At 38.7% G+C, this 15,972-nt stretch carries 13 protein-coding genes; 8 read left to right on the forward strand and 5 right to left on the reverse strand.

Annotated features, from left to right (window positions below):
• Window positions 1-9: 9 nt before the first annotated feature.
• Together HWV03_RS07210 and HWV03_RS07215 are read right to left on the reverse strand one after the other, a co-directional pair.
• Window positions 10-279, reverse strand: coding sequence for a hypothetical protein (locus HWV03_RS07210; protein ID WP_211679100.1), 270 nt, complete (start codon window positions 277-279; stop codon window positions 10-12).
• Between the two features lie 223 nt (window positions 280-502).
• Window positions 503-2,260 carry a hypothetical protein gene (locus HWV03_RS07215; RefSeq protein WP_211679101.1) on the reverse strand — a complete coding sequence of 586 codons (1,758 nt, stop codon included), beginning with the start codon at window positions 2,258-2,260 and terminating at the stop codon, window positions 503-505.
• 250 nt (window positions 2,261-2,510) lie between these two features.
• Here HWV03_RS07215 and HWV03_RS07220 point away from each other — a divergent pair, with 250 nt between their 5' ends.
• Window positions 2,511-4,370, forward strand: a complete 1,860-nt coding sequence (locus HWV03_RS07220; protein WP_211679102.1) for a bifunctional diguanylate cyclase/phosphodiesterase — start codon at window positions 2,511-2,513, stop codon at window positions 4,368-4,370.
• Window positions 4,371-4,441: 71 nt separating this feature from the next.
• On the opposite strand, the gene HWV03_RS07225 is transcribed toward HWV03_RS07220, so the two are convergent.
• Window positions 4,442-5,821 carry an L-cystine transporter gene (locus HWV03_RS07225; protein ID WP_211679103.1) on the reverse strand — a complete coding sequence of 460 codons (1,380 nt, stop codon included), beginning with the start codon at window positions 5,819-5,821 and terminating at the stop codon, window positions 4,442-4,444.
• A gap of 407 nt (window positions 5,822-6,228) precedes the next feature.
• Here HWV03_RS07225 and HWV03_RS07230 point away from each other — a divergent pair, with 407 nt between their 5' ends.
• The 5 genes from HWV03_RS07230 to HWV03_RS07250 all read left to right on the forward strand — a co-directional run bounded on the left by HWV03_RS07230 (window position 6,229) and on the right by HWV03_RS07250 (window position 13,626).
• Window positions 6,229-7,419: an acetate/propionate family kinase gene (locus HWV03_RS07230; protein WP_211679104.1), complete on the forward strand. Its 1,191-nt coding sequence runs from the start codon at window positions 6,229-6,231 to the stop codon at window positions 7,417-7,419.
• Between the two features lie 344 nt (window positions 7,420-7,763).
• A complete protein-coding gene (locus HWV03_RS07235; RefSeq protein WP_211679105.1) occupies window positions 7,764-9,725 on the forward strand; it encodes a hypothetical protein in 1,962 nt (653 codons plus the stop codon).
• Window positions 9,726-10,004: 279 nt separating this feature from the next.
• Window positions 10,005-11,873: a M4 family metallopeptidase gene (locus tag HWV03_RS07240; RefSeq protein ID WP_211679106.1), complete on the forward strand. Its 1,869-nt coding sequence runs from the start codon at window positions 10,005-10,007 to the stop codon at window positions 11,871-11,873.
• A 172-nt stretch (window positions 11,874-12,045) separates the two neighbouring features.
• Window positions 12,046-12,969 (forward strand): M14 family metallopeptidase, encoded by a 924-nt coding sequence (locus HWV03_RS07245; protein WP_211679107.1) that lies wholly within the window; start codon window positions 12,046-12,048, stop codon window positions 12,967-12,969.
• Between the two features lie 222 nt (window positions 12,970-13,191).
• Entirely contained in the window at window positions 13,192-13,626 is a 435-nt protein-coding gene (locus HWV03_RS07250; RefSeq protein ID WP_211679108.1) for a bifunctional diaminohydroxyphosphoribosylaminopyrimidine deaminase/5-amino-6-(5-phosphoribosylamino)uracil reductase RibD, read from the forward strand.
• A gap of 106 nt (window positions 13,627-13,732) precedes the next feature.
• Here the strand turns inward: HWV03_RS07250 and HWV03_RS07255 are convergent, their stop codons facing one another.
• Window positions 13,733-14,194 carry a hypothetical protein gene (locus tag HWV03_RS07255; RefSeq protein WP_211679109.1) on the reverse strand — a complete coding sequence of 154 codons (462 nt, stop codon included), beginning with the start codon at window positions 14,192-14,194 and terminating at the stop codon, window positions 13,733-13,735.
• A gap of 56 nt (window positions 14,195-14,250) precedes the next feature.
• A complete protein-coding gene (locus HWV03_RS07260; protein WP_211679110.1) occupies window positions 14,251-14,727 on the reverse strand; it encodes a c-type cytochrome in 477 nt (158 codons plus the stop codon).
• A gap of 128 nt (window positions 14,728-14,855) precedes the next feature.
• Between HWV03_RS07260 and HWV03_RS07265 the strand changes: the two genes are divergently transcribed.
• Both HWV03_RS07265 and HWV03_RS07270 read left to right on the forward strand, forming a co-directional pair.
• Window positions 14,856-15,476, forward strand: a complete 621-nt coding sequence (locus HWV03_RS07265) for a cytochrome b/b6 domain-containing protein (protein WP_211679111.1) — start codon at window positions 14,856-14,858, stop codon at window positions 15,474-15,476.
• 16 nt (window positions 15,477-15,492) lie between these two features.
• Complete coding sequence (locus HWV03_RS07270) at window positions 15,493-15,921, forward strand: MarR family winged helix-turn-helix transcriptional regulator (RefSeq protein ID WP_211679112.1); 429 nt, start codon at window positions 15,493-15,495, stop codon at window positions 15,919-15,921.
• The last annotated feature ends 51 nt before the right edge of the window (window positions 15,922-15,972 follow it).

Here is a 15,972-nt window from a genome sequence, read left to right on the forward strand (position 1 = left end):
ATTAACTGTTTAAGCTGTCTTTTTGAAAGGCAGGATATTTAACAGCGCGCCATTAATATCGAGCCTTAACAATGTGCCGTTTATTAAATTAATAGTGTACCCAACGGTGTGGGTCTGATACATACCATTGACATCAAAACATTGCTCTACAGGTTTAAATGCCGTTACTTTGTGCTGCTTAATCCCATCATCAAAAAACAACGCTGTTGGGTGAATTACAGCGTCATTCTTTAGTAACGTACAGATCGGACTGACAGAGTCTATTGTGAACACAATCATTTTATTTCCATTCTTTGTGACTATCTCAGGTTTTTATTATTACTGAAATTTCGATGTATATTCGTCTACTTATTTAGGATTGACCTACATTAACAATACAATGTCGTAAAATAACATGGCCTATATTATCAAGGTGGATTTTTTTACGTAGCCTTACAAAAAAACAAACCTGTTAAGTCACCTTGTTTCCTTAAGTGGTTATTAAATAAGTTTATTTGTTGGTTCATGGTATGGTCTTTGTTTTTAAATCCATATACGAGGATAATTCAATACCTTGTTCATTTATTTGTAATCCAGTGTTAATACGTAGATTGTAATTTTTTAGCGCTTCCAATTCGGGCGGAACGGCTTGGCCACTGAGCTCTGCTGCGGTAACCAAGGGTGTAAATGCTTTACTGTAATCGATTGAGATACTGTATATCCCTGTTGCACTTATGAGTTTATCGCCAAGTGCATTAGCAATTTTTTCGGTTTTAGCCCCGTTGAAAATAACTATATGTTCTTTATGTATGATTAACTTAGGGTTCAGTCCAGGCAAGGGGGAAAATGGCAGCAGCGATGATAGTTCAACAATATTACCGTTGGCTGGTAATTTTACATCAGCTAATTCAGGTCTGAAAGTCGAAATAATATTAAACAATGCTCTTGGATCGTTGGCTGATAAGCTAATAATTGCGTCTAAACTTTTGATGGTCAGTTCACTTTTATTTTCATCTAAGCTGTAATCAATGATTGCCGCGGAAATTCCTTTAATACTATTGGCCATTGCAGTCATCACACCTAGCATCGCAGGGTTGTTTTGTTGAATCGCGGATTGCATCTGTCGTAAAGGTGGGCAGATATAAGCGGGTTGCTGTAGTTCACTCCAAATATTATTGATTGCGGGAGATAAACTACCGACATCCAACCCAATACCAAATGATAAAACAGTATTATTGAGGTCGTTTACGTATTCAGGAATGAACCCTGTTAGTTGTGTTAAAGCGGATAATATTGTTTGATTATTGCTTTCGATGACTATCGACATATCGAACGTTGTTTTATCGTTATTAATGTCAAATTGGTGAAAGCCAAATACCGTGCGTGGCCAACTGTTGGCAATGCTATTGAGTTCTATTTTACATTGGGGTTGTTGATATATTTGTAGTTGGCTTTGATCTTTTGTCTGCATAAATTTCGCAATATGTTGACCAAGTAAACTTCCATTTGGTGAGGTAATTGCTTGGGTAATTGCTTTGTGGCTTATGTAACCAATTGATTGAGGCTTAAAATTGTGTTTTTCGATGATCTCGTCGAGTATGTTTGAATTAGCCATCGATTGTTCGAAAGGTGTTATACCTAATGCATTTTCTAATAGTAATGATTCGTTTAACCCTATATTAAAGGTAATGGTCAATAGATTGTCATGTTGGCTAATAATTAATTCTAGCTGTTCAGGGTCTGTTTCGTCAGTGAGCGTATAAGCACGATACTCGCGTTGTTTTATTTTCCGTTGAGCATGGGTAAACCCACTTTTAGCCTCTGCTTTATCTAACAGTGCCCATATTGCATCTGGATTGATTACATCCACTTTGAATACTGGAATAATGCCGAGGGTATAGAAGTAACCTTGTATTTCTTCTGCAATACCAAACGTAGTCATAAAAGTATCTGCATCTTGCATATTTTCCAGATAACGTTGTGCCAAATTTAGAAAAAAATTTAGTTTGGTATTTGTCGGATCATAATCGTCATCTTCATATATGGTGGTAATAATATCGTTCGGTGAGTCACTGTAAGTATTAGCCATTGAATTGATATAGCGTTTTACGGGAAATGGCGCTAATTGACCATAGAAGATGACTGTATTTTCTGGAATATAATTTAATACTGCGTGTTTATCTAATATCGTTTTTTTATTTGATACGTTGTTTTGCGTCAGTAAATAACCCCCAGCTGCGGCTGCTATAATTAAAACACCTGCAATTAAAATCCGTTTCATTGTATTCATCCATCTTATACTTTGTTATTTGTAGTATGGTATATTTATTCTCGTTCGTTAATTATATCAAGAATATGGAGCCCATTGGTATGATGGATTAGTTCGCTTAATGAGCGTTGCAGTATATCCAGATGACTTATTTGATAAATATTGTTTTAAATACTGTTTTTTTCTAATCGATTAGATTATAACGATAGCCTAACAGTAGAAAGGTATATAGTTTAGTTGACATTGGAAGAGTCATTTAGTCATGGAAAATGAAAGTTACAGTAAGCTCGAAATACCAACTGAGATCCGGAATAATTGGCAGGGTTTGATTGAGCATATCTCCGAAATATCATCGATTCCTGCATCGCTTATAATGCGACTACAGTCAGATAATATAGAAGTTTGTGCTGCTAATAAACATCAAGATAACCCTTACCGTGTTGGTGATAAAGAGGCATTGAGTGGTAATTTACTGTGTAAAGAAGTTATTCATACACAACGACCACTTATTGTTGAAAATGCATTGAAGTCTCGAATCTGGCGTGATAATCGAGATGCTAAACTCGGCTTAATTTCTTATTATGGTTTACCAGTAAATTGGCCGACAGGGAAACCGTTCGGTACGATCTGTATGCTCGATATTAAAGAGCATAGTTATACCGACTCACAACTTAGATTATTATCATTATTCAAAACGATGGTCGAGAATAGTCTCACTATCTTATATCAGCAATATGTATTAGAAGAGAAAGTGGCGTTGCGAACATCGGAGCTTGAGCAAGTTAATACGCGATTAGCCAAAGCATTGGATAAGCATGCTGCCGCAACACAAGTTATTCATCATCAAAAATACCGTCATGGATTAACAGGCCTGCCAAACATTCATGAATTAGAAAAATACTTTCATGAAAAGATTCTACCGTATGAAAAGAAAGCCGCACTGATACATTTACGTGTTACTAACCTAACGCAAATTCGTGATAATGTAGGTTTATTATGCTCGCAGCATATCACTTGTTATGTGGCTGATAGGCTAAAAACGTCATGTCCGCCAGAGGTTTATTTGGCACTCTTGTCAGATGATGATTTTGCGCTTGTTTATCAGCAAGATGATGACGATTTGGCCATCACATTGACGGCGATTATCGATAGCTTATTTATAGAGCTAAACGATACTATCCCTTTTCAAGGAAATCACATTAGTTTAACGCGTTGCATGGGCATCTCTATTTATCCCGAACATGGTAAGAACTTCTTAGACCTGATGCATAATGCGAGTGTTGCGGCATCAGAATGCCAGGCTCATCATCGAGATTATCAATTTTTTGATAATACGTTAAGAGCAGAACTTATGGACCGATTTCAATTGGAATCACAATTAACCCATGCTTTAGCTAACGATGAACTGAGTTTGCATTATCAACCGCTATTTGACGTCGAAAATGAAAAATTAATCGGTGCTGAAGCATTATTACGTTGGCATAATCCATTATTGGGTGTTGTTGGGCCTGATAAGTTTATTCCTATTGCTGAAGAGTTGGGAATGATGATCGAAGTCGGCTATTTTGTTTTACGTTCAGCCATTAAGCAGTTGGCTTGTTGGCAAAAAAGTCATCATGATGACTTTTTTGTGGCCGTAAACCTATCGCCTTTACAGTTAGAAGATTTAACCTTAGTGGACAAAATTGAAGAATTACTAAAAACATATAAGGTTAGTGCAAAATCGCTTGAAATAGAAATTACTGAGAATGTGTTTTTAGGTGAGCAAGAAGATACACTAAAAGTCTTAAAGCGTATTAATGCATTAGGTATTCGTATCGCATTGGATGATTTTGGAACGGGATATTCATCGTTAAGTTATATTCATCGTTTCCCGTTTAGTACCGTGAAGATTGATCGTAGCTTTATCTCTAGCTTAAACTCGTCGTCCGTTAATCGGCATTTGGTGACGGCTATTATTTCAATGGCGACGGCCTTTGGTTTGAAAGTTGTCGTAGAAGGTATTGAAGATAAAGAACAAGCGAAATTTGTACGGGATGCTGGTGGGCATATTTATCAAGGCTACCATTTTGGTCGACCTGTGAGTGTTACAGCGTTTTCACGTCAATATATTCAATCATGAATACTGGTTTTGTAGATGCAGATGCCTATTAGCGATAACTAATAGGCATTTTGTATTTTTAGTCTTGTAAATTAAGCCGTTGTTTGCTCTGTTTGGCTGTCTATTGTTTCAGATTTTGATTTAAGCAGTCGGCTGGTGATTGTGCCGGCTGCCATAGAGCCACTTACATTCAATGCGGTACGCGCCATATCTATTAATGGTTCAATCGAAATAAGTAATGCTGCGATAGTCACAGGTAATCCCATTGCAGGTAATACGATAAGCGCGGCAAACGTAGCACCACCACCCACACCGGCAATACCAAATGAACTCACAATGATAATAGCGACAAGCGATAAGATGAAGCCAAAGTCCATTGGGTCAATACCGACACTTGGCGCTACCATGACAGCTAACATCGCAGGGTAGATACCCGCACAGCCATTTTGACCAATCGTTGCACCAAATGATGCTGACAGGTTCGCAATTGCTGGTGGTACGTTTAGCTTGTTGATTTGCGCTTCTACGTTTAATGGTATTGTTGCTGCACTGCTGCGTGAGCTAAAGGCAAAAGTCAGTACTGGCCAGATTTTCTTGAAGTATTCTGTTGGTTTAACGCCAACAAATGAAACTAAGATACCATGTACAACAAACATCAGTAAGATCGCTACGTAAGATGCGATGATGAAACCAAGCAAGTTAAGAATATCACCCGCACTTGATGTTGCCACCACTTTCATCATTAACGCTAAGATACCGTAAGGTGTGATCGCCATGATCATTTTCACTAAACGCATGACAATAGCTTGTGACACATCAACAAAGGTATTGATTGGTTTTGCTAATTCGGCATTTTCAGCACTTACTTTAAGAGCCGCAATACCCACTAGAATACCAAAGATAACGACAGCAATAATTGACGTTGAACGTGCGCCTGTTAAATCTGCAAACGGGTTCGTTGGAATAAAGCTAACTAACATTTGTGGAATGCTTAAATCGCTTACTTGTCCTGCACGTGATTCGATAACGGTTACACGCGCGACTTCACGAGCTCCTTCGGTTAGACCTTCAGCTGATAAGCCAAATAGTTGCGCGATACCAATACCAATAAGTGCGGAGATCATGGTGGTAAACAGTAACACACAAATGGTTAAACCACTGATTTTACCGAGTGACCCTGAGCGGTCTAATTTAACTACTGCTGAGATCATTGATATTAATACTAATGGCATGATCACCATTTTTAGCAAGCCAACGTAGCCTTTACCGACAATATCAACCCAAGCTAGGGTCTCTTGAATGACATGACTACCTTCGCCATAACCAAGTTGTAGCAGTAAACCGAATACACTACCAGAAACAAGGCCGAGTAAAACGAGACGTGAAAGAGTGTGGCCCTTTCGTTGTTGACCATTTAATAAATAAATGAGGATACCAAATACCGCTAAGTTAGCGATAACAACTAATGACATGAGCAATTCCTGTGGGTGATTTTAGCTTAAGGAACCAGAGAGTACTGCCTTGTGCGGTTTTTTTAAGCTATTTAATAACAATTGGTTAAATTTATATCAGCAGATTACACTAGTGATCTTATAACCTAAAAGAATTAAAATTCATTAGATATTGCATTTGGTAATATAAAAAGTCGTGAGGGGAGGTGGAAGTATAAATCTGAGGTTATAATATTAGTTTTGGCGGATAACTACCTCATAGGGAGAAAACTTTAGCCGTTGCATAACTGTCTCAGATCAACGAAATGTTGGCTGTTAATCAACTTGACGTAAAATTAAGTTGAATTATTCAAATAATGTTGAATAATAGGGGGACAATATAAGTGACTCAAGTCACAACAATAGTCTGAAACAGGAATCATATTCACATGTCTAACTCATTTGTACTCGTGATCAACTCTGGTAGCTCATCGTTAAAATTTGCTCTTATCGATTCAAACACTGGAGATGCTATTCTTAATGGATTAGGAGAGTGTTTTGGCCTTCCTGAAGCGGCTGTTAGCTGGAAGTACGAAGGGCAGAAGTTTGAAGAAGCAATTACAGCTGAAGGTGATCACCATGAGCTTGCGATTAACCGCATTGTTGTCTTAATCGAAAGTTTAGGTTTAACTTCACAAATTGTTGCCGTTGGTCATCGTATTGTTCATGGTGGAGAGAAGTTTACCAGCACAGTACAAATTGATGAATCTGTATTAAACGAAATTCGTAACCTGTCAGATCTTGCGCCATTGCATAACCCTGCTGGTGCAAAAGGCATTGAAGCTGCAATGCATGCTTTCCCATCATTGCCACAGTTTGCAGTATTTGATACTGCATTCCACCAGACTATGCCTGCAAAAGCATTTACTGGTGCTATCTCGAACAAGCTTTACAAAGACTACGGTATTCGTCGTTATGGTTTCCATGGTACAAGTCATTATTTCGTTAGTCGTGAAGCCGCTAAAATGATTAATAAGCCTGTCGAAGAAAGCAGCTTTATTTCCGTTCACTTAGGTAATGGTGCGTCTGTATGTGCCATTCGTGATGGTCAAAGTGTTGATACAAGCATGGGCTTTACACCACTAGCTGGCCTTATGATGGGGACGCGTTGTGGTGACTTAGATCCAGGCATCATTGAGTTCTTACTTAAAAAAGGCTGGTCACAAGACGAAGTTTATAAAGAACTGAATACTAACTCAGGCTTTATGGGTGTATCTGGTTTAACAAGTGACTGTCGTGGTATCGTTGAAGCAATGGAGCAAGGCCATAAAGGCGCGACATTGGCATTCCAAGTATTTACTTACCGTGTGGCGAAATATATTGCTTCATACATGGTATCGCTTGAATCACTTGACGGTATAATCTTTACTGGTGGCATTGGTGAAAACTCATTACCGATCCGTCGTGAAGTACTCAATTACCTTAAAATATTTGGTTATCAAGAAGATAAACAAGCGAATGAAGATGCTCGATTTGGTAATTGCGGTATTATTACTAAAACGGATACAGCAGTTGTAATGGTAATCCCAACGAATGAAGAATTCGTTATCGCACAGCAGTCTGTAGAACTGTTGTCATAAATCATTTTTAATCTAAATTATTAAGCCCGCTTTTTTAGTGGGTTTTTTTATGTTTTTTTTAGCTCATTTATCATTAAATATCTTAGACAATCACCAATAAGTTTGATGTTGTTAAATATAACAAATTCAACGACTGCAACATTGTATTAACCTTCTGATTAACTCCTTGTTAACTTTAAATCCCGTGTTTCACGCTTTTTCATTGCTAATATCTTGTGCGGTGAGCTATATCCGTGTCTAGTATAGTAATTATGTGTTGATGGTATGTTCCTTTAATGTTGTACGTATTTACCATCTTCTTGTTTGCATTTGACTCTTGTTATTGAAGTGTTAAGGATAAAAACATGAAGAAAAAACTATTATTTGTAGCGTTAGCCTTATCCAGTTCAATCACGCTGGTTGGCTGTGGTGGCGGTGGTGATGATGATGATAAAAACACGGGGAAGGTAACTACACCCACAGTTCCAGTTCCAGTTCCAGTTGTCACAGTTCCTGCACCCGTAGTTATACCTCCGGTGGTCACAGTTCCTGCACCCGTAGTTATACCTCCGGTGGTCACAGTTCCTGTACCCGTAGTTATACCTCCGGTGGTCACAGTTCCTACATCCGTTTTTTATAACGTAAAAGTAATCGATGGGTATTTAAAAAATGCGCAAGTTTGGCTCGATATTGACGGTGATAAACAACGTGGTGATGATGAACCTTCAATATTATCGGGTGATGGGGGCGTAGCTCAATTAGATGTTACTAATACCGTTAACCCAGAGAAATACTCCGCTTTTGCAAAAATAATTTTTGATCAAACCGTTGATGAAGACACTGGTTCAGCCGCCAATAATTATGTCATGTCAGCACCACCTGGTGAAATGGAAATAACCCCACTATCAACCCTAGTCGATATTGAGATCGCGCACAATACAGATGGCAGTGAAAGTGAAGAACAATTAGCTGTGGTAAAACAAGAGGCAGTTGTTAAGGTTGCTAATGATTTTGGTATACCTGAAGATTATGTATTAAGTGATTTTATCGCGGATAGTCGCCCTAATATTGCTTACGTAGCCGAGAATATAGTTAGTTCTAAGATACTGCCTGATGATGAAAATGAATTCATTGCTGTGATTACCGATGACACTGATGATGCCCTGTTTAATAAACTGACGACGGCTGTTAGTGGAATGATTAAAAGTAGAATGGCTGAAGACACTTTCGATATTGAAATTGCTGTATTTGATCGCGCAGCTGATTTAGACAGCGATAATGATGCCGATGGTGTACCTAATGCGTTAGATGCATTACCAGACAATGCGGATGAGTGGTTAGACAGTGATGGTGATAATATCGGTAATAATGCCGATCCTGATGATGATAATGATAATGTTGCTGATATTGACGATAAAGACCCACTTGATCCGGAAGTCGGAGAATATGCTGACTGTGAAGTGCGTTATACGTCCGGGGATGCTTCAATTGAGAGTTTTAATGCCCAATTAGAGGCGTGTGAACGGATTCCTGATATGGATTTAGCAGGTAACTCTATTTTACGGATCACAGGTTCTCTTCAAACTCGTTCTTATGTATTTAATGTTGATAATACCGCATTTTATTATCGTAACGGTGTTAAGTACAATCGTATATGGGTAATCAATGATGATGATAATTTAGAACTTTATAACGGTGAAGAGCAACCTCTTAATTACGTCATGCGACTTGTAGATGACTCAAACGGCAACCTAACGTTTGCAGTTTATGATAACGGTCGTCAATCGATATGGAGTACGACTTATAAAAGTGTCGATCTCTCTGTTGATATACTCGCTTGTGAAGACCTTGATTCAGGATGGGACGAAGTGAATGATGTGCCTCTCACGTATCGTAGTCTCGATGAGTTTAAACAAGTTGTTACATCTTGTCAGGATGGAAAATTACTCGCGGCATTCAGTGATAGTTTGATTGACCGAGGGATTACGCTCACGACTGGTGATGCATTTAACCAAGCGGATGACATTGATACATATCAGTTTAACCAAGATGGTAGTGGTGTGTTTACTCATAACAACGGCGCTGGTGATGTCAGTATTCCAATGACTTGGATGATTTACGAAGAGGGCATCGTTAAGGTTGTTATGGAGTATACAGATGGGAATGATGTCGCTCAAACTGCCCATGATTACCTTGCAATAGTTGAAACTAACGGCATTGATTTTAGTGTTAAAGTCTTTAGTCGAGGCACTGCGTTACAAGGTATTGATGATACCGATCTCGGTGAGTTAGGGAGTCGTGTATTGAAAGTCCCTGATGTTGAATAACTAACGTATTCAAATTTGAGTATCGCTATTTTCCATGAAATGCCCGTCAGCCTAGCTGGTGGGCATTTTTGATTGAACTCGATTAGCCTAATTGATAGTTAATTACCTATTGAGCATAAGGTTAGATTATGGTCTTTTCATTGGAGGGAAATAGGCCACAACCATTTTTCAGATCCTGAAATTAAGATTTTGGTACTTTAGTGTGGCTCACTTTGGTACTTTGCGAGCCGTTAATCATGCTTTACTAATACTTCACATACTTAATTTGAGGTATTCAATATGATGACGAATAAAAAGTTTATACTTTCTGCAGTTGCGTTTAGTCTCCTTAGTTCTGTAAATACAATTGCGGCAGAAAGAGTTAATTTACGTGATAGTATGCAGAAGCTAGCAACGGCTACATTAACTGACCCTGGCATATTAGCGAGTGCACCTGCACAACTCTTGGGGCTGTCACGGAACGACGGTTTAAGTGTGATTAAAACGTATCGAAATAATAATGGAGATACGATCACCCGTTATCAGCAAACCTACTTTGGCTTACCTGTTATTGGTGAACAGGCTGTTATATCTCATAATAAGAGTGGCCTTTTTAAGCGTGCCCACGGTGCAGTATTAAATAATATTGCTGATGATATTTTTGATATCACACCATTGATGACAAAAGTAGATGCATTATTAAGAGCGAAACGCTTAAGTATACCTGCAAGTCCATTAGTCATGAGTCAATCGATTGTAACGGAAAATGAAACGTCGCGACTTGCAGTTTGGCAGGATGATGAAGGCGTTGCTAGGTTAGTATATGAAGTGAGTTTCTTCCAAATTGCAGATGAGCCCTCACGTCCTTATTATATTATGGATGCTCAGTCGGGTGAAGTACTTAGATATTTAGATAACTTACAAACAGCAGATGCAACAGGCCCTGGCGGTAATTATAAAACAGCGAAGTATCGTTACGGTAGTGATTTTAAAGCGCTAAATGTGAGTCAGTCTGGTGACACCTGTACGATGAGCAATGAACAGTTGAAAACGGTGAATTTAAATCATGAAAAGGAAGGGGCCACTGCATTCAGTTTTACCTGCCCAGAGAATACCGTTAAGCAGATTAATGGCGCTTATTCACCACTTAACGATGCACACTTTTTTGGTGGTGTCATTTTTGATATGTATAACGATTGGCTAAATGTTTCTCCGTTAACATCACAGTTAGTGATGCGCGTTCATTATGATAACAATTATGAGAATGCGTTTTGGAATGGTGAATCGATGACCTTTGGTGATGGTGCAGATACCTTTTATCCTTTGGTTAGTTTAGATGTATCAGCGCATGAGGTGAGCCATGGTTTTACAGAGCAAAACTCTGGGCTAGTATACTCAGGTAAGTCTGGTGGTTTAAATGAATCATTCTCAGATATGGCTGGTGAAGCGGCTGAATTTTATATGCATGGCAGTAATGATTGGTTGGTCGGTGCTCAAATACTGAAAGGTAGTGGTGCGTTACGGTCTATGAGTGATCCGACGATGGATGGTAAATCGATCGATAACCAAGCGGATTATCGTTATCTTATGAATGTTCATCATAGCTCGGGTGTGTATAACAAAGCGTTTTATAACTTAGCGACAACGCCTGGCTGGGATACTGAGAAAGCATTTGTCTTATACGCAACGGCTAATCAACTTTACTGGACGCCAAACAGTAATTGGGATGATGCTGGTAACGGGGTTATGGATGCAGCCTGTGACTTAGGCTATAGTGTTGATGATGTTCTGGTCTCGTTAACGGCCGTAGGTATCGTTGCCGATGTCAAAGATGACAGCGAATGTAGTGTTACGCCACCACCTGCTATTGAAATTGATAGAACAGAATCAAATATATCGACGAGCTTTTTTAGGCCCGCTCATTTTAAACAAGGATTAGGTGAAGGCTATACGCGTCTTACCGTGACATTGGCTGGTGGAACGGGTGATGCCGATCTTTATGTAAAACATGGAGACAAGTCATTGTTTTCTAAATCGGATTGCATTTCCAAAACACCTGGTAATATTGAAACCTGCGTAATTGATAATCCAAAAGCTGGTATTTGGAAGATTGATATTCGCAGTTATGGTTCAACGTCGGATGTGACCCTTAATATTCAGGCTCAATAATGGCCTAAGCCTTTTATTCTATTTATAAATAAGTGATCACTTTAGGTTGTTGGTAAAGGTGATCGTTCTACTCAATTTGTTCAATATAAAACTTTCTCTTGTTAATCCACACCTTAATAGCGCATTATAATAATATAAATATAAACATTATTATCCTAAGGAAGGTTATTAAATGGATCATGAACAAGCATATAAAATCGGTACGCCTGGTCAAAAGTGGACCGCTGAAGATAAAGCTGCATGGTTGGCGAAACAAACCGTAGTACGGACTTACCAGCAAGAGGTTCTTGCTAAATTAGAACCGCTACAGCAAGATTTTGATGTTGAACAGTATGGTGCTCTGTCTTATGACCCGGCTCGTTTTCCGTTATTTGTGGTTAAAACACGTCATTGGGATAATGCTAAACCAACCATTCTTGTTACGGGTGGTGTCCATGGTTACGAAACTAGTGGTGTGCAAGGTGCTATTCGTTTCATTGAAACACAAGCGCTAAATTATAGCGCACAGTTTAATATTGTGGTTGCACCTTGTGTTAGTCCTTGGGGTTATGAAACCATTAATCGCTGGAATCCAAATGCCATTGATCCAAACCGTTCTTTTGTTGAAAATAGTCCAGCCGAAGAGTCTGCCGCATTAATGCAATGTATTGCTAAACTTGATGTTCAGATCACTGCACATATCGATTTGCATGAAACGACGGATACAGATAACAGCGAGTTTAGACCTGCATTGGCTGCGCGTGATGCTGTTGTTCATGATAATTGGAGTATTCCCGACGGATTTTATTTAGTGGGTGATACGCTTAACCCGAATACTGAATTTCAAACGCATATTATTAATGCCGTTAGTAAGGTTACCCATGTTGCACCAGCCGATGATAGCGGTCGTATTATTGGTGAAAAACTGGCTCAGTTTGGTGTCATTAATTATGCCACTAAGGCGTTAGGTTTATGTTCTGGGTTCAGTGATTGTATTTATGGAACAACAACGGAAGTATACCCAGATAGCCCATTAGTCGATGATGAGAACTGTATTCAAGCACAGGTTATTGCTATTACCAGTGGTCTTGATTATTTACTTCAAACGGAAAAATAGACAATGAGGTAAGTCTCTATTACGTTTTAAAAGTGAATAGGGCAATATTATTAAGTGAGTAAAAACGGCGGTAATTTCGTACACGATTCGATCTTTGCTGGTAAAACGGTTACCATCAAAGATTAATCAGTGTTTACGCACTGCCGCTGTATAATATTGCATTGTAATGATATAACGTGAAGCAGAATTGTCTGACCGAAAGTCACGTTGTAAGGATAAGTTTTGGATTTATTGAATGATGAAAAGTTTATGCTTCGTGCATTAGAACTTTCTAAATTAGCGTTACCACATTGTCGACCTAATCCACCTGTTGGTTGTGTGCTAGTTAAAAATAATCGAATTGTTAGCGAGGGTTTTACTCAAGCGCTTGGTCAACATCATGCCGAAGCACAAGCTATCGCCCAATATGACAATTCGCTGGAAGAGGTAACAGCTTATGTTACTTTAGAGCCTTGTTCGTTTGTAGGTCGTACACCATCCTGTGCTCATTCGCTTGTTGGTCGTAATATAAAACGTGTGGTTGTGGCAGTTGTTGATCCTGACCCGCGTAACAGTGGTAAGGGCATTACAGTGTTAACTGATGCCGGAACCGAGGTTGAAGTAGGTGTCTGCCAGCGTGAAGTGAGCGAGTTTATCACGCCTTATTTATTGAAGTAGTAAGTTTACGTTATTCTCATTAACTGCATTAACATTTACACTCGGGTTGGCTGCTTGCGCATCATCGATGAGCACTTTTAGACGCATTGAATCCGTTATTGTAATATTAGCGAGTAGTACGTTTTTTTTCCTTATGTCCTAAACGAATGCCATCTCTAATATTTAAGCCGATCATGGTCAAGTTCGTCATCCCAGCGATGATTTCTAAAATTTGAACTGTCCAATATAACCCATCGAATTGCCCTAATGCAGACCACCTTGCTAATATTATTGCCGCGGGTAATAAAATGATCACCCCATTGATGCCCGCAACCTTCATCCTAGTCTGTTTGATCTTAAATACGCCTTTTATCGCGCCTGGGTATAGTTTTTTTGCTGATATTCCGGTGACCATCATGGCTAAAATGAGTCCAGGAATAAACATGAATATGGTACTTTTAACGAGTGCAATCTGCTGTGGTGTTGCTAATAGATCGGCAATGATGGTACTTGTAAGAAATGATGTGATGAGTACAAGTGCAAGTATCGCCGCTGTTTTATGTATATTTTTTAGTGTTTTAGTATTCATGGTTACATCCTAAATGAGTGATAAAAGTGATTACATGACTATTGCTGTACCTGTATTTACCAGCGTGAACGGTATTGGCGGTGACAGTTACGGCAAGTCTTGTTTGCTTCTTTTAGTGCATCTTTAGCTGCGTACTTATCTTGCTGTTTGATTGCTCTATCCATTTTTATAAAGCTATTATCCATTTTTGTTAATGCGGCTTTAAATTTATCATTATCATTCCAAACTTTGTCCTTAGCTTTACTGCCAGGTTGACTGCCTGCAACAAACAGATGTTGTAGTGAGGATGAATTGGCGTTTAGCGCTGTACTTAGTGTGATGAGCTGTTGCCAGTTGTTGTTATTATCATCAAGCAGGTCTTCTATTTGTTCTTGTTGTTCATCAATTTCTGAGAAAGCATTTTGGCGTTGCTCTACGTCTTGTATACCTTGTTCTACTGACATCTTTTCAGATGCTTGCACAGACATACTTGCAAAACCTAATGTAATAGATAGTGCTGCGATGAATTTGTTTATTTGTTGGGATACCTGCATGTCTTACTCCTGATTAAATATTTAAGTTTGTCTCTGTGGACTTGCCATATACCTTACACTGCAATTATTGCGTGTGCAACTGTTTTGGTGTAAAGTGTTGTTGTTGCATTTAATTGAGAGGTTTAAAAATGAAGATTTGGGATTTACCAACACGTTTATATCATTGGTTACAATCTGTATTATTTATGGCGCTTATTATTACTGGCTATAATGGCGAAGGGCCGCATATACAGTTAGGGTTAGGTCTGCTCACATTAATTATATGGCGAATGACATGGGGCATTATTGGTAGTGAGACGAGCCGTTTTAAACAGTTTGTTCGATCGCCAAAAGTAATATGGCAATATTTACATGGCCTGAAAGTCGAGAGTATTGGTCATAATCCTGCTGGTGGTTGGATGGTGATAAGTCTGTTACTTTGCTTATTACTACAATGTATTTCTGGCCTAGTACTCGCTGGCTTTGCTGATAACTTACCATTGGCAGAATTGTGGCTAACGGATTGGTTATTTGATGTTTTTTCGTTTATTCATAACTTATTGTTCTATATTTTGCCGCTATTAATATTTATTCATGTCGGTGCTATTATTGGTTATAAATTATGTAATAAGCCATTAGTATTGGCGATGGTTACTGGATATCAAGCTAAATGTGTTGCTTTATCTGTACGCTTTGAATCAAATTTAAAAGCCTTGTTGGTGCTTATTGTTGCGGTATTAGTTACTATAGCAATAGTTGCGCTTTCTTAATTATCATAGGTATAGAATGGAAAACAAATTTGATCGTCAAAAAAGCTTCGGTTGGTTGCTTAATGTCGTTGCTAATAAAGCATCAAAAGACTTTGATACAGAATTAAAGAAACGAGGATTATCATTAGCGCTATGGCCGACTTTAATGTGCTTATGGGAAGAGGAAGGGGTGACACAACGTGACATAGCTTTAAAATCAAAAGTTGAGAGTTCAACAACAACACGTACATTAGATAAATTAGTGGGGTTAGGATTAGTTGAGCGTCGAGATGATCCAAATAGTCGCCGCTCTTTCCGTATTTACTTGACTGAGGCTGGTAAGGCTTTAAAAACGGACTTAGTGCCGATACCAGTTGCGATCAATGCTGACTTAGTCCGTTCGTTAGAAGGCGAAGAACAGCAAGAGATCGTACGTTTATTACAAAAAATAGTGGCTGATATTTAAGAGATCTATCCGTAATTAATTGGACTAGGGTTCAGCTCTAATGATATTTAT

It is taken from the genome of Moritella sp. 36 (genome assembly GCF_018219415.1).
Taxonomy (GTDB): Bacteria; Pseudomonadota; Gammaproteobacteria; order Enterobacterales; family Moritellaceae; genus Moritella.